24 protein-coding genes are annotated in these 18064 nt (G+C 40.9%); 14 read left to right on the forward strand and 10 right to left on the reverse strand.

The window, feature by feature from the left end:
- From PQO01_RS04240 to PQO01_RS04265, 6 genes are all read right to left on the reverse strand, one after another.
- Complete coding sequence (locus tag PQO01_RS04240; protein ID WP_274312802.1) at positions 1–3390, reverse strand: efflux RND transporter permease subunit; 3390 nt, start codon at positions 3388–3390, stop codon at positions 1–3.
- Positions 3390–4451, reverse strand: coding sequence for an efflux RND transporter periplasmic adaptor subunit (locus tag PQO01_RS04245; protein ID WP_274312803.1), 1062 nt, complete (start codon positions 4449–4451; stop codon positions 3390–3392). Before PQO01_RS04245 ends, PQO01_RS04240 begins: the two co-directional genes overlap by 1 nt.
- On the reverse strand, positions 4448–5077 hold the full coding sequence (locus PQO01_RS04250; protein WP_274312804.1) for a TetR/AcrR family transcriptional regulator: 630 nt from the start codon (positions 5075–5077) through the stop codon (positions 4448–4450). Before PQO01_RS04250 ends, PQO01_RS04245 begins: the two co-directional genes overlap by 4 nt.
- Before the next feature lie 145 nt (positions 5078–5222).
- Positions 5223–5669 (reverse strand): Smr/MutS family protein, encoded by a 447-nt coding sequence (locus PQO01_RS04255; protein ID WP_274312805.1) that lies wholly within the window; start codon positions 5667–5669, stop codon positions 5223–5225.
- Positions 5670–5770: 101 nt separating this feature from the next.
- Positions 5771–6493 (reverse strand): hypothetical protein, encoded by a 723-nt coding sequence (locus tag PQO01_RS04260; RefSeq protein WP_274312806.1) that lies wholly within the window; start codon positions 6491–6493, stop codon positions 5771–5773.
- 12 nt (positions 6494–6505) lie between these two features.
- Positions 6506–7231 carry a hypothetical protein gene (locus PQO01_RS04265; protein WP_274312807.1) on the reverse strand — a complete coding sequence of 242 codons (726 nt, stop codon included), beginning with the start codon at positions 7229–7231 and terminating at the stop codon, positions 6506–6508.
- 143 nt (positions 7232–7374) lie between these two features.
- Between PQO01_RS04265 and PQO01_RS04270 the strand changes: the two genes are divergently transcribed.
- Together PQO01_RS04270 and trxB are read left to right on the forward strand one after the other, a co-directional pair.
- Positions 7375–9657 (forward strand): 3'-5' exonuclease, encoded by a 2283-nt coding sequence (locus PQO01_RS04270; RefSeq protein WP_274312808.1) that lies wholly within the window; start codon positions 7375–7377, stop codon positions 9655–9657.
- Positions 9658–9729: 72 nt separating this feature from the next.
- Positions 9730–10677: a thioredoxin-disulfide reductase gene (trxB, locus tag PQO01_RS04275; protein WP_274312809.1), complete on the forward strand. Its 948-nt coding sequence runs from the start codon at positions 9730–9732 to the stop codon at positions 10675–10677.
- A 59-nt stretch (positions 10678–10736) separates the two neighbouring features.
- On the opposite strand, the gene PQO01_RS04280 is transcribed toward trxB, so the two are convergent.
- The 4 genes from PQO01_RS04280 to PQO01_RS04295 are packed head-to-tail and all read right to left on the reverse strand — an operon-like array spanning position 10737 to position 12859.
- Positions 10737–11114: a DUF454 family protein gene (locus PQO01_RS04280; protein ID WP_274312810.1), complete on the reverse strand. Its 378-nt coding sequence runs from the start codon at positions 11112–11114 to the stop codon at positions 10737–10739.
- Positions 11114–11398, reverse strand: a complete 285-nt coding sequence (locus PQO01_RS04285; RefSeq protein WP_274312811.1) for an rRNA adenine N-6-methyltransferase family protein — start codon at positions 11396–11398, stop codon at positions 11114–11116. Before PQO01_RS04285 ends, PQO01_RS04280 begins: the two co-directional genes overlap by 1 nt.
- Positions 11310–11933 carry a ribosomal RNA small subunit methyltransferase A gene (locus tag PQO01_RS04290; RefSeq protein ID WP_274312812.1) on the reverse strand — a complete coding sequence of 208 codons (624 nt, stop codon included), beginning with the start codon at positions 11931–11933 and terminating at the stop codon, positions 11310–11312. The genes PQO01_RS04285 and PQO01_RS04290 overlap by 89 nt, the downstream gene beginning before the upstream one ends.
- Positions 11933–12859, reverse strand: coding sequence for a SurA N-terminal domain-containing protein (locus PQO01_RS04295; RefSeq protein ID WP_274312813.1), 927 nt, complete (start codon positions 12857–12859; stop codon positions 11933–11935). The genes PQO01_RS04290 and PQO01_RS04295 overlap by 1 nt, the downstream gene beginning before the upstream one ends.
- Positions 12860–12962: 103 nt before the next feature.
- Between PQO01_RS04295 and PQO01_RS04300 the strand changes: the two genes are divergently transcribed.
- From PQO01_RS04300 to rplF, 12 genes are read left to right on the forward strand one after another with little or no spacing between them, the layout of a single operon-like run.
- Positions 12963–13691, forward strand: coding sequence for a hypothetical protein (locus PQO01_RS04300; RefSeq protein ID WP_274312814.1), 729 nt, complete (start codon positions 12963–12965; stop codon positions 13689–13691).
- A 24-nt stretch (positions 13692–13715) separates the two neighbouring features.
- Positions 13716–14048, forward strand: a complete 333-nt coding sequence (rplV, locus tag PQO01_RS04305; protein WP_007280387.1) for a 50S ribosomal protein L22 — start codon at positions 13716–13718, stop codon at positions 14046–14048.
- 12 nt (positions 14049–14060) lie between these two features.
- Positions 14061–14759, forward strand: a complete 699-nt coding sequence (gene rpsC, locus PQO01_RS04310) for a 30S ribosomal protein S3 (protein ID WP_274312815.1) — start codon at positions 14061–14063, stop codon at positions 14757–14759.
- Entirely contained in the window at positions 14698–15117 is a 420-nt protein-coding gene (rplP, locus tag PQO01_RS04315; RefSeq protein ID WP_007280389.1) for a 50S ribosomal protein L16, read from the forward strand. The genes rpsC and rplP overlap by 62 nt, the downstream gene beginning before the upstream one ends.
- Positions 15117–15305, forward strand: coding sequence for a 50S ribosomal protein L29 (gene rpmC, locus PQO01_RS04320; RefSeq protein WP_274312816.1), 189 nt, complete (start codon positions 15117–15119; stop codon positions 15303–15305). The genes rplP and rpmC overlap by 1 nt, the downstream gene beginning before the upstream one ends.
- A gap of 11 nt (positions 15306–15316) precedes the next feature.
- Positions 15317–15589 carry a 30S ribosomal protein S17 gene (gene rpsQ / locus PQO01_RS04325; RefSeq protein ID WP_274312817.1) on the forward strand — a complete coding sequence of 91 codons (273 nt, stop codon included), beginning with the start codon at positions 15317–15319 and terminating at the stop codon, positions 15587–15589.
- Positions 15590–15602: 13 nt separating this feature from the next.
- Complete coding sequence (gene rplN / locus PQO01_RS04330; protein WP_274312818.1) at positions 15603–15968, forward strand: 50S ribosomal protein L14; 366 nt, start codon at positions 15603–15605, stop codon at positions 15966–15968.
- Positions 15968–16240: a 50S ribosomal protein L24 gene (gene rplX / locus PQO01_RS04335; RefSeq protein ID WP_274312819.1), complete on the forward strand. Its 273-nt coding sequence runs from the start codon at positions 15968–15970 to the stop codon at positions 16238–16240. The genes rplN and rplX overlap by 1 nt, the downstream gene beginning before the upstream one ends.
- Positions 16241–16251: 11 nt before the next feature.
- Positions 16252–16788 (forward strand): 50S ribosomal protein L5, encoded by a 537-nt coding sequence (gene rplE / locus PQO01_RS04340; RefSeq protein ID WP_274312820.1) that lies wholly within the window; start codon positions 16252–16254, stop codon positions 16786–16788.
- A gap of 11 nt (positions 16789–16799) precedes the next feature.
- On the forward strand, positions 16800–17069 hold the full coding sequence (gene rpsN / locus PQO01_RS04345) for a 30S ribosomal protein S14 (protein ID WP_274312821.1): 270 nt from the start codon (positions 16800–16802) through the stop codon (positions 17067–17069).
- Between the two features lie 19 nt (positions 17070–17088).
- A complete protein-coding gene (gene rpsH / locus PQO01_RS04350) occupies positions 17089–17481 on the forward strand; it encodes a 30S ribosomal protein S8 (protein ID WP_274312822.1) in 393 nt (130 codons plus the stop codon).
- Positions 17482–17499: 18 nt separating this feature from the next.
- Positions 17500–18045, forward strand: coding sequence for a 50S ribosomal protein L6 (rplF, locus tag PQO01_RS04355; RefSeq protein WP_274312823.1), 546 nt, complete (start codon positions 17500–17502; stop codon positions 18043–18045).
- Positions 18046–18064 lie beyond the last annotated feature (19 nt).

Genomic DNA, 18064 nt, shown 5'->3' on the forward strand with positions numbered 1-18064 from the left:
CTAAGTATTGTGAAAGCGTTTAAAAAATTTATTTTGTCGAAATCTTTCTAGGATTTCAAAAAGTACGGGAATGATTAACAAAGTCATGCTTGTACTTACAGTCAATCCCGCAATAAAAGCGGTAGCAAAAGGACTCCAGGCAATACTGAAATCGGGAATGCCGATGGCCATGGGAAGTAAGCCAGCGATAGTGGTGAATGTCGTCATCATAATGGGGCGCATGCGCTGATGTCCCGCAGTTAGAAGTGCTTCTTGTAAAGGAAGTCCATCTTTGAGTCGTTGATTAATAAAGTTGATGAGGACAATAGCATCATTGATCACTAGACCGGTTAAACCAACTAAAGCCATGAAGCCGTTAACTGTTAAGAATGAACGCTCTGGGCGAATACTGCCTTCGGGCAGTAAGTCGGCACCCACACCTAATAAGGCCATGACAATAATGACTCCAGTAAAACTGAAGATGATATTTGACATGATGAGTAGAGGTTGCAAATAGCTGCGGAATTGACTGGCTAGAATACCATAAATGAGTATAACCGCCAATAAAAAGGCCGATGCTAAAGAGCGATAACTCTTGCCGGTGCTCTCGGATTCGCCACCAAAGGAAATGATTGTTCCGGGGTAGTTTGTGCGATTTTCCTCCCACCATTTATTAAGTTTTGAACTTACATTCAGGGCGCCAATCTTGGTGTCTTCATCGAGGTTTCCAGAGATAGTGACAATTCGTTGGAAATCCCAGCGAATGAGTGAAGATGAAACGCTTTCGGAAGTAAAATGACCGAGGTCACTAAAAAGTACACGTTTACCATCGGCTTGATTGATAAAAGGAATGTTCATTAGGTCGACAGGATCTTTTAAATGACTTGGAGCTAAGCGGAGTTTTAGCGGGATGTCTTCATCTGAGCGTCTAAAGTCAGCAATGTAAGCACCATCTAAACTATCGGCAATAAATCTTTGTACATCGACTTCGGAGAGTTTTAGCCCGGCTAATTTTTCACGATCAATCTTGAAAGAGAGGATATTTGAACGGAGTTGACGGTCGTGTTTTAAGTCAATGATTCCTTCCAGACTCTTTGTCGATTCATCTTCCAGATAAGCCATGATATCTTTAACGGCCTGCATGATGATTTTATCATTATTACCAGAAACACGGACGTTAATAGGCAGTCCCACAGGAGGGCCATCTTTTGCCGCCACGACTTCGAGATCAATGCCATCGACTTCGAACTCAGTTTCAAGTTCTTTGCGCATGTCGCGAATAAAACGAGCGGCATCATCGAATTCACGATCGGCTTTTGGCGGTAACTCAGCCATAACAAAGCCGTATTGATTACTCATGACGGGTTTATAGTCTAAGTCGACGAGCATGCCTGATTGGGAAGTCGTATTTAAAATACTATTCGGCCCTTTGTTGATGAGTTTCGAACTTATTTTTCTAATGACTTTGTCGGTTTCTTCGAGGGGAGTTCCACCAGGCATACGGACATAAATTTGCATGATTGATGTGTTGTCGGGGAAGAATACTAATTTTAGTAGAGGTTTAAAACCAAAAGCAGGCATGATTATAATAAAAATAGCGACGATAAAGAGTAGGGCGGAACTGAATAGGCTGATGATAGGGTGATTGAGGCACCAGCTTAAGCAAGAGTGATAAAATCGTGAGATTTTCCCCAGTATGCCTTCGCGATGAAGGAAGTCATCTAGGCTTTCTTCTTTATGCGTTTCAGGCGCTTCATCTTTCCCGAGTAGATTTTCTAGGTCAATCACATGGAGGGGTAATAAGATTAGGCATTCAACGATACTTATCGTAAGAGCAGTACAAACGGCAATTGGGACAAGAGAAAAGAAATCACCTACTGCCCCAGTCATCAAGAGTAGCGGAAGAAAAGCCGCCATGGTAGTTAGTGTGGCACTGAGGACCGGCCAAAAGACTTCTGAAGTCCCATCGATAACGGCGATTTTGATTTTTTTGCCCATCTCGCGATGGCGTTGGATATTTTCAATCACTACAATCGCATCATCTACCACAATACCTGAGACCAAGACAAAACCCAGCAAGGTGAGCTCGTTGATTGATTGGCCGGTTAGATAAAAGATTAGTAGGCTACCAAGAAAACTGAAAATAATTCCAGAAATGGTGAGGACGGCAGCGCGACAGGCGTACATTACAAAACAACCGAGTACGCCTATGGCCAGAGCTTGGACTAAGGTAGAACTAGAAGCATAACTTACTATGGTGGCGACTAGCGCCAGAATGCTACCGATAGTGGTCAGTTGCTTACTGCGTTTAGCGAGAAACATAAAGAGTAAGTACATGACAAAAATAATGGAAAGTACTAAGCTTTCAGAGAGTATGCCTAAACCATCTTTAATCTTGTTGGTCGTATCCAAGGTGTAGACTACGTCAAAGGAGTATTGGCTATATTCTTTCTTAAACTCTTCAACACTTATTTTAACGTCATCTTTGATTTTGAAGGCGTTACCTGAACGAAGTTTGAGTACCTTACAGGCAGTAGAATCTGCAGCGTTGATGCTATTGATTAAATTTCCCTGTAGTTTTTGAATACCCGACTCTTTGTCAATTGCTAGATCACCTACTGTGATTTGATTGCCTTCGCCATCTTGGCGAACAGTGACTGAATATATATCTTGCGAAGACCGATAACGTTGATCAATTCTGATTAGACTTTCACCTGCGGGACTGGTGATGCTTCCCGAGGGTGGAGCTTGACCAGCGAGGCGCATTTTGTCGGCAACGTCTTGCAAAGTGATACGATGAGCATCAAGTTTGTGGGGGTCTAAGGCAATGACGTATTGCTCTTGATCATCTCCGAGAAGAAGGACTTTCTTAACTTGATCAATTTGTTCGAGCCTAAGACGAAGGTCTTTTGCCAATAAAACGAGAGTTCGTTTTGGGAGCGGATTTTTGGGATCCTTGGAGATGAGATTGACTTGAATAACTGGGAGCCATTCATCGACGTCAGCTTCAGAAAAAAATGGGGTCAGCGGTTCGCCATTTTGAATAGGGAGGCGATTCTGTATTCCCATGACGCGGAAGCGCAGTTCATTATAAAGCGCCTTGTAGTCGGTGTCATCAACAAATTTGACATTGATATTGGAGCGATCGGCCTGAGAAGTTGACTTGATGTAGTCAAGGTTCTCCATACCTCGTAAGCTATCCTCAATTTCTTCTGTGACGAGCCGCTCGACTTCATCGGGGGTGGCACCAGGATACATGGTGGAGATTTGAACTTCACCAAAAGTGAAATTCGGAAACTGTTCTACAGGCATGTTGGGTAAGGCTATGGTGGCACTAAAAATGATCATGCCAACAAAAATGATATTTAGGAGAACTCCTTGTTTAAGGAAAAATGAAATGAAGCCTTTCATTACTTAGCCTTGATAAGGATGGTGTTTTCAGGGATGATACTTTTTTTGATGATGTAAAAACCTTTAATGCGACGTAGAGCTTGGAAAATGATTTTTTCACCTTTGCTATTGATGAGCCAAGTTTGCTCGAGACCTGTATGAACAAAGCTATTGGGGACCATGAGGGCAGGGGAAGGGTAGTCGACCATTAGTTCGAGTTTAACTTCTAAACCACCCGCAGCATCGCTGAGTTCTTGGCTATCAATACGTAATTCCACATGCCTTTTTCGGCTGACAGGATCATAATTTCTATCGCTACGATGAAGTTTACTTTTTAGCGTTTTCTCTTTGTACTTAAGTTGGATCTCATTAGCTTTTAAAACTTCATATTCTTCTTGACTGAGTCGAAAATTAACACTGAGCTGGCGTAAATCTACGACTTGGCAGATGATTTCGTTGGCATTAAGCCAAGCACCGACTTCACTGATCTGAGTGTTGAGGAGCCAACCTTTTGGGCCGTAGATATAGTGACGAGATAATTTTTCTTTAACAAGTTCAGTGGCGACTTCAGCCTCAATGATCTTCTGTTTTTGTAGGGCAATATTTTGATTGACCTCAATGAGTTGGAGTTCCGCTTGGTCGAACTCATATAAAACGCGGTCAAAATTTGATTTGGCAATTTTTCCATCATCACTCAAGAGGCTAATGCGATCCATTTCGAGTTTACGATATTTCACATTGCGCTTCTCAAGTAAGGCGCGGGCTTCTTGAGTTTTAAGGGTTTGCTTTTGGCTTTTAAGTGCGGCTTGTGTGGCTTTAAGCTCTAGTTCAATTAAACTGGTATCTTGTTTGGCAATCAAGATACGATCTTTTGGTCCATCTAAAATTTGACCTTCTTGGGCTTCATAAGAAATTAATCGCGAGGGATATTCGGCTTTGACGTCGAGGGATTTACAGGGTTCCGTAAAACCCGTTATGACTCTGGTGAGTTTTGCGGGATGTTTGTGCGCATCCCAAGTGTCTTCTGTTGCATAGCTAGAGAAAGCTAATAGGATGATAAAACTGATAGATAAATATTTCATTTGAGGAATTCCTCCATGCGATTGGGATCTTTGAGTATTAAACGTAAGTACATTTTTGCCATTCTTTGAGGTTGTGTACGCAATTGTTCTTCGTCGGCCCACTGCATTTGCCAGATAAGGCCATCAATAGTCGCAACTATAAAACAGGCTAAATCTTCGGGGTGATCGATTTTGTTAAAATAGCCTTCATCAAGGCCTCGTTGGTAATCTGCCAGAGCCAAACTTTGCCAATGAGCGACTTTGATTTGGAATTCTTGGCGGACTATGGTTTTGATGTTTGGGTTAGTTGCAATTAAAAGAGAAAGCTCGTAAAAAAGGCGATTCTCTTCAACACCTTTTTTGAAAAATTCAGAAAGTACCGTGTGTATAGTGGTGTAAATGACTTTGACGGGATTATTACTCGAGTTCTCGAATGAGTCGACTAGGCTATCTATACTTGCTTCAACAGCTTGGCAGTTTTCAATGCAGCAATACATGAGGAGTTCTTCTTTTGAATTAAAGTACTCATAGATAGTGCCTTTGCCGACATTAGCATCTTTGGCAATTTTAGAGATTGTGCTATTGGCAAATCCCTTGTCTTTAAAATTTTGACTAGCTGAAGCTAGAATTGTCTCTCGTTTGTTCATTCAAGCCCTCTATCGACTGACTGGTCGGTCAGTTTTTTTGTAGAACTATATCTCATAAATATAAAAAACAAAATATACAGAGGAAATAAAAGCTTTTTGATCTGTGTATTAAGATTATAATTTAGACTCTTTAGGAGTTGTTATTTTAAAAAGCTGTCCAGGTTTTGTAATTCCCTTTGCTTCCAATTTTAATCATTTTTTGGCGTTCTAAATTTTTTAAAGCCTTGATGATTTGGGACTCACCGTGCTTTCTGAATTTCGATAGGACTTTTTCTTGGACTTTACTACTCTCGCAGAACGCGAGTATTTCCTGTGCCAAAAGATCTAAAAATTGAGGAATAGGTGCTTGAGGATAGATAATGGTATAGCCTGGGTTACCATCGATGTCTTCTCCAAAAGTGAATTTGAGTTTATCAGAGTTTTCACTTAGCGTTCTCCTGATGCGTCGCATGATTTTACCGCCTTCGCCAGATGATCCATAGCCATGAATAACTTTGAACGCCTCTCGTTTAGTTTGATATTGCTTATACTCAGTTAAGAAAACTTTTATAGCTTCATCAGCACTGAGTTCATGTAAGTCAACTTTTTTCATATTCAGGGAGGTTTATTCTTATTGGCTAATCTTTTATGGGATCAATAAAAAACGCCAATTGAATATATTCAATTGGCGTTGGAATGAAAAGTAACTAGACTTTATTCAACAATGGGTTGATTGGCTTTATCGAGAAGATCTAGAGTTTTACCTTTGAGCTCTTCTCTGTAGGCTTCGTCACTTGCAAGTACCCAGGCATAGGCAAGAACTTTTTTCTGCGTGTACTCTTCTTGAGTTAGCTCTTTTTTGTATTGCAGTTTAGAGAGCATACTATCGAGAGCATCAATTTTCAGATGTTTGTCGATGAGATCATCAAGGTGAAGCTTTATCCCTTCACTAAGGTCAGCTACCAATACGTCGTGGTTGCTTTTGTCACTCACAATAGATTTGTTGTTGTCGAGTTCTTTTCTGACATCCCGGAACATTTTTGCAACGTCAGTGCTAATTACTTCATTGATGCTGTCAGTTGCCATTCCAAAGTTTTTGTCTGCAAGAGCAATGATCCCTTCTTTAAGTTCGGGTATTTTCTTATCGAGTTGATCAAAAGCATTGGCCATTTCTCTGTTGGCTAAATCTTCAACACCCTGAATAATGTGATCGTTACTAGGGATTTTTTCTTCAATAATATCCATCACCATAGTGGAAATCACCTCTGGTTGAGTGATAGCCTGTAATTTAGATGGTACATAGAAGGCGTAAATTCCCACGATGACTATCAGGATAGAATAAACGATCTTGGTGATGTTCTGTGACTTTTCAGCAGAAACTTCGAGGGCTTCAACTTTTGCAGCAATGACTTCGAGTTGTTTTTGTATGTCGCTCATAATTAGTTTCTCCTATTGTACTGCTGGTTCAACAGCATCTTCTGGAACGATTTGGTATTTTAAAAGGTCGAGTAGTGCTGCGACAAGCTTTCTTTCTGCGAGGCCGGGATCGATTTTTTCAATATTGACGACATCGACGCTAATGGATGTGAGTCGATCAGCAATAGCATCGAACTCAGGTTCAAGCCTAATGATGGTTTCAGCAGAACTGTCCATAACATTTTTAGTGATTCTTACAGCAATACTTTCAATGTTTTCTTCGAGTTCTTTGATTTCAGCCTCTGAGTAAGTTTCCCCAATATTATCAAAGGCAACGTTTAGGGCGTTTTCGAGGAGTTTGTGGATTCTTTCTTCGGTGACTTTACGTAGATCAGTTTCAAGAGATTTTATATGTTTTTCAAATTTCTCGGAGTTTTTAGCATATTCAGCTTTTACACTGGCACTCAAGCTTGGGAGTAGTTCTTTTTGAGCTTTAGCTTTAAGTGAGGTCAGTCGTTGTTTTAAGAGGTCTTCGGCATCATTCTGCAGAGTTTTGACAATGGCTTCTTGGTTATTTTTAAGTTCATTCGCAATGTTATTTAGGCGCATGAATAAGAGGGCGATTAATGCGAGTATGACAACTAAAGCGATGTTTCTAAAAGAGGCTTGGCTCTTTTTGACTTGCTCGATTTTGTCGATTCGCTTCTCGATGTTTTTGATAATTTCTAGGTCTTTACTACCATCTTGTGTATCACTCATATTTTAGCACTCCTTAATCATATGTGTTTTGAGTATGTAAAGAAGTAAAAAACAAATTATTTAGCTTGTCAAGGTTTGCGTTGTAAGATGTGGGGAATGCATTCATATTAGTTGAGTTTTAATTTATAACTTGGGAAGAAAAATTGAGTTACGCAGCAAGTGCTTTTTTATTAACAGGTGAGACAACAGATTTTTCTGGGGGTCGTATAGCTTTTCGTTTTTTTGGTAGATCTCCAGAATTGGGACCAATAGAAATTTTTATCACAGATGTTCCGGGAGTTATTTTTGGCTCTGATATTGAAGATTCAGAGGCCTTGCCAGAGTTTGATCTTAAAGCGACGAATTTAAAGAAACTCAATGGTGAATCATTAAATAATTACTCTTTTAAGAGTCGAAATGCTCAGCACGGTTTGATTAATACATTTAAAGAGAATGCACAGGAAGTGTTTGAGAGTGATATAAAGCATCATGAGCGTTTTTTAATGGAGCTTGGTATACGTGGAGGTTTATGGATTGAGGGCGATGCAAAAGTAAAAGATGGTCGCACAGTTTTTAGAAACCCCAGATTGAAGCCTTATGAAGTTAAAACGGAATTTCGGAAAGCTTCAATAGATATTGAGAATGGGGTCAACATTGATAGCTTGTTTTCGATTGCAGTACATGTCACAGGCTGTGGTCCCGAGCGCAAAAAAGTGTTTATGCTGGATGATCATAGTCATGAAATGAATGATTTCACGACTTGTTATACGACTGAGGCGGACTTGTTGAATGCCTTCATGGATTATATCGCCGCAGAAGATCCAGATATAATTATTGGTTGGAATGTAATTGGTTATGACTTGGCTCAGTTGCAAAGATATTGTGAACGCAATTACCTGGATTTTAAGCTGGATCGCTTAGGTAAAGAACCGGATATTTTCTCTCCCATGATGGGTGTGAGCTTCGCTTTCATGTCGGGGCGTGTGGTAATTGAAGGCATGTCAGCCATAAGAGACATGGGCTATAGCTTTAAAAACAATCGACTCGAGACAGTTGCAGTTGAGCTCTTAGGTGAAGGAAAACTCATTCATGATGAAGATGACAAATTAGCTGAGATTGAACGTCAGTTCCTCGAAGAAAAAGAAAATTTGGCTAAATATAACTTGCAGGACGTGGAGTTAGTTACACGTTTATTTGATAAAATAGCTGTGGTAGAATTTATGGCGGCAAGAAGCTGTTTGTCAGGTGTCATGTTCAGTCAGCTAGAGATTAACAATGCAATTTTAGAAAATTTATGTATCCCCAGTATCCATCGAGGCGGCTATGTTGCGCTTGGCAATGGGGAGAAAAAGACATCGCGAAATGATGCTTATCGTTTCTTGGGCTCCGAGCCTGGTGTGCATGATAATGTTGTGCAATTGCGAACTCCGCAAATCACCGCATGGGTAGCAAGCTTATTCGAAATCGACCCCTATTCATTGAGCCAAGCAGAAGATGGCAGGGAATTACCTTGGGGGACTAAGCGCAATAAAGGGCAAGCTTTTTTAGTAGAAGAATTTGGCAACTTACTCAGCTATAGAAATAAATTAAAATCGCGAGATTGGCAATATCGTGCAGTAAATCATACGCTTAAGCAATGTATGGAAGAGAGTTTGAAGTCAGCTAATCGCTTTTTTACTCCTTCTTATAAAGGTGCAATTATGCAAGCTTGTGCTTGGTTGACAGAAGAAATTAACCAAGGTTTACTTGCGATCTCCGCAAAATTAGTAGCTTGGAACGATACCAACTTATATGTGAGTTTGGAGGAGGGAGCTTCTGTTGATGTGGCAGATCACTTAAATAATTGTCTTAAAAATGCCTGTACAGATTTAGCCTTGGAGGCAGAGTTTCCTTTCTGTGAACAAGTAGATTCATTTGAACGCATCTTATTTATAAAAAGGAATAACGATAATTTCTTGCGTTACGTCTACATAGGTGAGAATGATGAGCCAAAGATTTCAGGTCTCTACAATACAGGGCCCCGTTGGACGCAGTTGGCGCATTACTTTCAAGAAGAGTTGCTCAAGCAGATCCTTAAGAGCGAAGATTGGCAGGCATGGATACGCGAGTTTACAGAAGGAGTTCGCGAAGGGGATCACCGAGATAAGATATCGTATTTCCGAAAAGTTAAACAATCGGATTTGATTGAGAAAAAAGATCAAGCACAAGTGATTGCCTTGCAGAAATTCTTAGACCACTTTAAACCGAGTGCTCCGGTAAACGTTATTTCATATGTCATGACTTTAGATGATGGGCCAGTTCCAAGTGCTTTGAATCCACGAACGCCAGATATTGAGCATTACATCGAATCCCAGATTGCGAGAGTCGCAAACCCTTATTTAGCGCTAGTGGATAAAACTTTTGAGGAGTTGTTTCACGCTGAGCAATTAAGTCTCTTCGAATTTTAGTAGAAAGAGTTGTTTTTATCTAAGGTTCACACAAATTACAAAAAGTTAATTCTAAATTAGAAAGGAAATACAATGAAAAAAGTGATTATCGTAGGCTCAGGCCCTGCGGGACACACAGCTGCTATCTATGCAGCTAGAGCAGAAATGGAGCCACTCATGTTAGAGGGTTTTATGGCAGGCGGAGTTGCTGCTGGTGGTCAATTAACAACCACAACTGAAGTTGAAAACTTTCCAGGTTTCCCTGAGGGTGTTGATGGCATTACTCTAATGATGAATATGCGTGAGCAATCGATGCGTTATGGTACAGAGATTTTGACTGAAACAGTCGATAAAATAGATGTGAGTTCGCGTCCTTTTAAGGTCGAAGCTAATGGTGTTGAATACGAAGCTGGATCTATAATTATTGCAACAGGTGCGACAGCTAAGCGTTTGGGCCTTCCTGGTGAGGAGCAATACTGGCAGAATGGTATTTCTGCTTGTGCAGTTTGCGATGGAGCACTTCCTATTTTCCGTAATAAACCAATGGTAGTTATTGGCGGTGGTGATTCAGCTTGTGAAGAAGCTATGTTTCTTACGAAGTTTGCATCTAAAGTTTATCTAGTTGTTCGTCGTAACGAAATGCGTGCTTCTAAAGTTATGCAGGAACGTACTAAAGCCAATGAAAAGATCGAGATCTTGTGGGAAACATCTCCTGTAGAAGCTTTAGGTGATGGTAAAGTATTGACACATGTGAAAGTGAAAAGCAATGTTGATGGTAGCGAAAGAGATGTTGAAGCTAACGGTCTCTTTTATGCAATCGGACACAAGCCTAACACGGACTTCTTAAATGGTCAGCTCGAACTTGATGATGCGGGTTACATTGTAACTGCACCTGGTACGGCAAAAACATCCGTAGAAGGCATCTTCGCTTGTGGTGATGTTCAGGACCATGAATGGCGTCAGGCTATTACGGCAGCAGGAAGCGGTTGTATGGCTGCGCTATCTGCGGAAAGATACTTAGGCGAGCTCGGCGAAATTTAGTAGCGACACTTAAGTGTTAGAAAAAAGCGACGAATTGATTTCGTCGCTTTTTTTATGCCTTAAAATTTTGTGAAGAAAACAAAGTAGAGGCCGATATTCATGAATACGATAAGCCCGAGTATATGAATGAAGTAATCGGGAAAAAAGTAGAGGCCAACTAGCGATGAGGTGTTACTGAGGGCATAGGTGAAAACGATAAGTTTTTTTGAGAATGCTTGCCCATTCTCATATTTATCTAATAGGTGAGCTAGGCGCGGTGAGCGCATGACGAATTGTCTGAATTTAGGAGAGCATTTTGTGAAGCAGGCTAAGGAGATAACAAGAAAGACCGTGCCAGGAATCACAGGTAGGAGAAAACCAGCTATGGCCATAAGTAAATTAAGCCAACCTAAAATATAAAGTAGGATGACTTTTAGCGGTTTTGTTTCGTGTTGCATTAAGCTAAAAGAAATTCAGCGAGTTGAATATATTGTTCAATAGTGATGTGCTCAGCACGAGCTTTAGGGTCTAGCCCTAGGCTTTCGTAGGCTTCAGCTAATTTAGGTCCCGCAGTACCTTTCATTAATTTGAAAGCGACTTTGCGTCTCTGGCTGAAGGCTGCACGTACAATTTGATTGAGCTTGTTAAGTACCTTAGGTGGAGGAGGATTCTCTCTGAGTTTTAAAGTAACGAATGCCGATTGAACTTTTGGTGGCGGAAAGAAAACTTCGGGGGGGGACAATTCTTAAAATTTTGACATCATATAAGGCCTGGACACGAACAGTTAATGAGCCGTAATTCTTGCTAGAGTTATCGGCAGCTAGGCGCTCAGCCATTTCTCTCTGGAGAAGGAAGTACATTTCTAGTGGAGGGCTTTCAAGTTCAGACATGATTGATATGAAGATACTTGATATAGCATAAGGCAAGTTTGCTAAGCAGCGGAACTCACGAGGTAAATCCAATATTTCTTTATAATCAACTTTGCAGGCATCGCCTTTGTGGAGTGTGAAATTTTCGTGGACTAAATTTCCACTGAGGTAGCGCTGAATGGCAAAATCAAATTCAACAGCATGGACAATGCCACCTAGTTTGAGCATTTCACGAGTGAGTACACCAGCGCCGGGTCCAACCTCGAGAATAGTTTCTCCTTCTTGGATGTCCATAGAGCGACACATTGCGTCAAGCAGGTTGTTGTCGATTAGGAAGTTTTGTCCGCGACTCTTTGCGGGGGCAATTCCGTATTTCTCAAGAGTAGAAAGGAGCTCAGCTTTTTTCATTACTCAACGTACTTTTCAATTTTAGCGCCGCGTTTAAGGTCGCTAATAAATTGTTCACGATAATGCTTTTCTTGGTCTGAATTGAGTTTGCTCTTTATTTGGTCAGAAATTTTTTCTAGTGGAGGGACTTCGGATTTACGTACTTCACTCAATTGAACAAATAGCATTTGGGCAGTTTCCTCAATAGTAATGTAGTCGCCAGGGTTTTTGTCTTTTAGGGCTTCGAGAAAGTCTGGGCGAATATCGCTCATTTTAAGAAAGCCTAAGTCGCCATTGAATTGTGAATCCGATTGAGGCATGAGTTCATCAAAACTTTTACCTTCTTTGAGTTCAGCTTTAAGTTTTGTGACGCGGCTTTCGAAGTCGCCTTTACTTTTATTGATGATGATGAGTTTAATATGCATTTGAGAAGGGCTGGCAAACTCATTCTTGTTCTCAGCATAATAGAGGGCGATGTCGTGGGGGGTTACGACGATTTTCTTTCTGATGAATTCCATTCTCATTAATTCGAGAATGATACCGCGCTCGATTTCTTCGCGGTATTCTTCCACAGTCATATCTTTTTGGTGAAGCATATCATAGAATTTATCGCGATCAGAGCCAAAGCGGCGTGCAATTGATTTCTCAATGCGTTCCTCAAGGACGGAGGAGGGGACTTGGTAAGCATCATTGCTATTGAAATGGTCGAGGATGAGTTGCTCTTCAATGAGAATGTCTAGGGCGCGTCTTCTTAGGTCAATTATTCGAGAGGGAAGTTCAGGACCATTAAAGATTTGACGAAGGCGCATTTCTTCGCGATAAGAGAGTTCTTGGATGTCATAGCTAGTGATGATGTGGCCATTAACTTTTGCCATGATGCTGTCTTTGTAGACGCGTCCTGCGAAAGAGCTAAGGCAAATAAGTGATATTAAAGCAAAAAATTTCATAATTCTATATATTATAATGTGTGATGTTTAAGGCTGTCAAAATTTATTTAGGATGCTAAACTAGCCGACTCAAAAATAAATGATATTTAGAATTACTTTTTTTATGGAAAAAAAACTACAAAGCAACTGGAAAAAAATCGTATTGCTCGTTATTTTGGGGGCTCTATCACTGGAACCATGGTTTTTGGGCGTTTTAAACGGTCAAAATGATGATTTCGACAAAGAACTAGAAGTCGCAGATTTAAAAATCCGCAATTTTGAGTTACGGAAAGAGGTAGAGGAACTGAAGTTAGTAAAAGTTAGATTGCAAAAAGACTTATTATATAAGGGAAAGCAACTGGCGGTTATTGAAGAAGATCTCGCGTTAATTTCGGCTGACGTAAAGCCAGAAGAAGTTAATGCAGTTTTGCTTAAGGAATTGAGTTCGTGTCGCAATGCGATATTGGCTTTGGAACGAAAGCAGGATGAATTTAGAGAATATGGACGAAAAGCATTAAACTCTCTGAAGGCGGAAAAGCTTCTGTTGGATGAGTACGACAATAAAGCAGCTCTGGTTGATCAAGAGCTAAAGATTGTGAAAAACACAGTTTTTGCCACTAAGAAGGAAGGCGCTGCTTATGTTTTAAGTGTTAATGCAGGACTAAATGTTCTCGCAATGAGTCAAGGTTATGCCCAGGGTGTAATTCAAGGTTCAGATTGGAATGTGACGGTTAACGATCGAAAGGTCGCAACCATAAAAATAATAGAAGCTAGGCGCAATAGTAGTTTAGCTTTGATAACAGAGGGACCTGCGAAGCAAATTATTGCAGGTTCTAAAGTAAGTAAAAAATAACTTTTTGGAAAAAAAGAGATACAAATGGAAGCAACAGCAGTTACGAAATACGTGAGAATGTCGCCATTCAAAGCTCGTGAAGTAATGCGCCATGTTAATGGTAAAGCATACAACGACGCAATTGAATTAGTGACACTTGCGGACCAGAAGGCTGCGGGTATCATCAAGAAGACTCTTGAGTCCGCAAAAGCCAATGCTGAGAACAAAGGTGCTGATATCAGTTCACTTTATGTTAAACTTGGTGTTATCGGCGAAGGCCCCACAATGAAGCGTTTTAAACCCAAAGCAAGAGGCTCAGCGGGTAGAATTAACAAACGTACAAGCCACGTAAAAATCATCCTCAGTGATGAGAAATAAAAGGAGTTTACAGTGGGTCAAAAAGTAAATCCAGTAGGATTCAGAATAGGTTATACGAAAGATTGGCGTTCGCGCTGGTTCGCTAGCAAGAAAGAATTTGCTGGTAAACTCGCAGAAGATATTGAAATTCGTAAGCTTATCAAAGGTAGATTTAAAGAATTTGCTGTGTCACGCATCAATATTGAGCGTTTCGCAAACCGCGTTCGTATCGCTATCCACACTGCCCGTCCAGGTCTAGTGATTGGTAGCAAAGGCGCACAAATTGAAGAAGTAAAACTAGAACTAGCCAAACTTGCTAAGGGTAAAGAAGTATTCCTCGACGTTGTCGAAATACGTAACCCTGAGGTAGACGCTGTTTTGGTAGCCGAAAGTATTGCTCAGCAGCTTGAGAGACGTGTTTCTTACCGCCGTGCAATGAAAAAATCAATCCAGGTCGCTATGGACATGGGTGCTGACGGTATCAAAGTAAAATGCGGTGGTCGTCTCAGTGGTGCTGATATTGCACGTAACGAAGTTTATAGTGAAGGTCGTGTACCTTTACAAACAATCAGCGCAAACATTGATTATGGCTTCGCTGAAGCGAATACGACTTACGGTATTATCGGTGTAAAAGTTTGGATATGTAAACCTAAAAATTTGGAGCAGAATTATGGCACTAATGCCAAAAAGGGTAAAGTACAGAAAGGTACAAAGAGGCAGTCTCGCAGGTAATGCGGGTAACTGTAACAAGCTCGACTTCGGTGAGTTTGGTCTTCAGGTTCTAGATCGTGGCTGGATGACAGCTAGACAAATCGAAGCCTGTCGTGTGACTATGACTAGACACACAAAAAGAAGAGCAAAGGTTTGGATCAGAGTTTTCCCTGATAAACCAATTTCTAAGAAGCCACTTGAAGTACGTATGGGTAAAGGTAAGCCAGGACCAGATCACTGGGTAGCTTGCGTTCGTCCAGGTCGTATCTTATTCGAAATGAGTGGTGTAACTCGTAACACAGCTAAAGAAGCTATGGCACTTGCGGCAAATAAACTCGGAATGCGTACTCGCTTCCTTGCTAAAGAGGATCAAATCTAATGAAAGCTGCAGAAGTAAAAAAATTGACTGACGCGGAGCTAATTGAAAAGCTAGGTGAACTCGACAAGGAGCTTCTGAATCTCAGACTCCAGGCAAAAACAGGTCAAATCGAGAATACGTCAAGTATTCGCGAGGCGCGTAAAACTGTTGCCAGAATTAAAACCGAGCAAACAGCCCGCTCTAAATAAGGATTATGTCCATGAGTGAAAATACAAATCAAGAACGTGGCAACCGCAAGCAGCGTGTTGGCGTTGTTACAAGCGACAAAATGGATAAAACCATCGTTGTAACAGTTAACCGCAAAGCGCGTCACGCTAAATTTAAGAAAGTTATTAACATCAGTAAAAAATACTATGCTCACGACGAGAAGAATGAAGCCAAGATTGGCGATCAGGTTGTCATCGCTGAGACAAGACCTACCAGTAAGAAGAAATGCTGGAGACTTGTGAGTATTCAATCTACTGCTGAATAAGGAGAGTTAGAAAATGATCCAGATGCAGACAAGCCTAGAAGTGGCAGATAACACAGGCGCAAAGCGTATTGTGGCTATCACTGTCCTTGGGCAACGCAAAAAATATGCTGGTGTTGGTGACATTATTACTGCTACAGTAAAAGAAGCCAGCCCTAATGGCGTCGTCAAAAAAGGTGACGTAATTAAAGCTGTTGTTGTTCGTACGAGAAAAAGAATCCGTCGTCCAGATGGTTCTTACCTCAATTTCGACAAGAACGCTGCTGTAGTTATCAACGCAAACAATGAGCCACGTGGTACTCGTATCTTTGGCCCTGTTGCTCGTGAACTCAGAGAAAAGAAATTTATGAAAATAGTTTCTTTAGCACCGGAGGTTCTCTAATGAACGATTTTCCAGTAAAAATGGGTGAAGAAGTAGTTATCATTGCAGGTAAAGACAAGTCACGTGCTGACAAAGTTAAATCTGGCAAGGTTACTTCAATCAACCGTAAGAAGCAAACTATTACTGTTGAAGGTCTCAACATCAGTAAGAAAGCTGTTCGTCCAAGTGAAGCAAATCCAGAAGGCGGAATTGTTGAATTTGAAGCTCCGATTCACGTTTCCAACGTGATGAAGAAAGAAAAATACGACGCTCGTACAGCTAAGAAAGCATAGTAGGTATTCAGATGACTTCAATGAAAGAAAAATATAAGAAGGAAGTTGTAGCCGGATTAATTAAGAAATTCGAATATGGTAACGTTAACATGGTGCCAAAAGTCGAAAAAGTAATTCTTAACTGCGGTATCGGTAACAAGCAAGAGCGTGAAGTTCTTGGTGAAGCTGTAAAACTTCTTACGACCATCACAGGTCAAAAAGCTGTAGAAACAAAAGCAAAGAAATCTATTGCGAACTTCAAACTTCGCGAAGGTCAATCAATCGGAACTAAAGTCACTCTACGTGGTGAAATTATGTTCGATTTCCTTACTCGCTTAATCAACAATGCACTTCCACGTGTACGTGACTTCCGCGGTGTAAAGCCTAATGGTTTTGATGGTTCTGGTAACTACACAATGGGTATCAATGATCAGTCTATCTTTACTGAAATTGACCTCGACAAAATCAAACACACAATTGGTATGAATGTAACAATTGTAACAACTGCAAAGTCAGACGAAGAAGGTCGTGAATTACTCGCACTTCTTGGTATGCCTTTCGCTAAGTAAGGAGTTGAACCATGGCTAAGAAATCTTGGATTCAAAGAAACGAAAAGAAAGCAAAAGTAGTAGCTAAGTACGCTGAGCGTCGCGCAGCTTTGAAAGAAGCTGGTGACTACGAAGGTCTTAGTAAACTCCCCCGTAACGCGAGTCCTACTCGTGTTGTAAATCGCTGCTCAGTCACAGGCAGAAAGCGTGCATACTACCGTAAGTTCGGTGTATCACGTCTTACACTCCGTGAGCTCGCAAGTCAGGGTCTTATTCCCGGCATGAGAAGAGCTAGCTGGTAATAAATTAGGAAATTATAAAATGAACGATACAATCGCAGACTTTCTTACTCGTTTAAGAAACGCAGGTATGGCGAATCTCGCCGAACTGAACATGCCTTCTTCAAAGGTTAATGCGTCTATCTCTTCCATCCTTAAAGAGGAAGGTTACATCGCAGACTACGAAGTCGTAGAATTAGAAAATAACAAGAAGGACCTCAAGGTTCAACTTAAATATCACAAAGGTCAGCCACTTATCCAAGGACTCAAAAGAGTTTCAAAAGGTAGCTGCCGTATTTTTGTGAAAGCTGATCAAATTCCACGTGTACGTGGTGGACTTGGTATTGCTGTTATTTCAACTTCTAAAGGTATGATGACTGGTCAGAAAGCTAAAAGTGAAAACATCGGCGGCGAAGTTGTTGCCCTTGTTTGGTAATTTTTAAGGAGATTCATCATGTCAAGAATTGGTAATAAAGCAATTAGCATCACTGCAGGCGTTGAAGTTAAGATTTCTGGTAAAGAAGTCACTGTCAAAGGCCCTAAAGGTGAACTAAAACACACACTTACTCCTCGCGTAGAGGCCAGCGTTAACGCTGACTCAAACGAAGTTGAAGTAACTCGCCAGGACGATAGCCGTTTTTCAAAAGCTGAGCATGGTCTTAACCGCAGTCTTATCAGTAACATGATTGTTGGTGTAAGCACTGGTTGGAAAAAAGAGCTAGAAATCCGTGGTACTGGTTTCAGAGGTGCTGTTCAAGGTAACAAGCTTAACTTAAACCTAGGTTACTCACACCCCATTAACTACGAGATCCCAGCAGGTATCCAGGTGACTATGCCTGAACCTACAAAGATTATCGTTGAAGGAAGTGACAAACAACTCGTTGGTCAAGTATCCGCTAACATTCGTTTCTACAGAAAACCTGATGCCTATAAAGGTAAAGGTGTTCGTTATGCGGATGAGCATATCGCACTTAAAGAAGGTAAGAGCGCTGGTAAATAACAGCTGCGCCCGGAGATAA

Origin of the sequence: Lentisphaera marina (assembly GCF_028745505.1) — a bacterium.
GTDB classification, from domain to species: Bacteria; Verrucomicrobiota; Lentisphaeria; order Lentisphaerales; family Lentisphaeraceae; genus Lentisphaera; species Lentisphaera marina.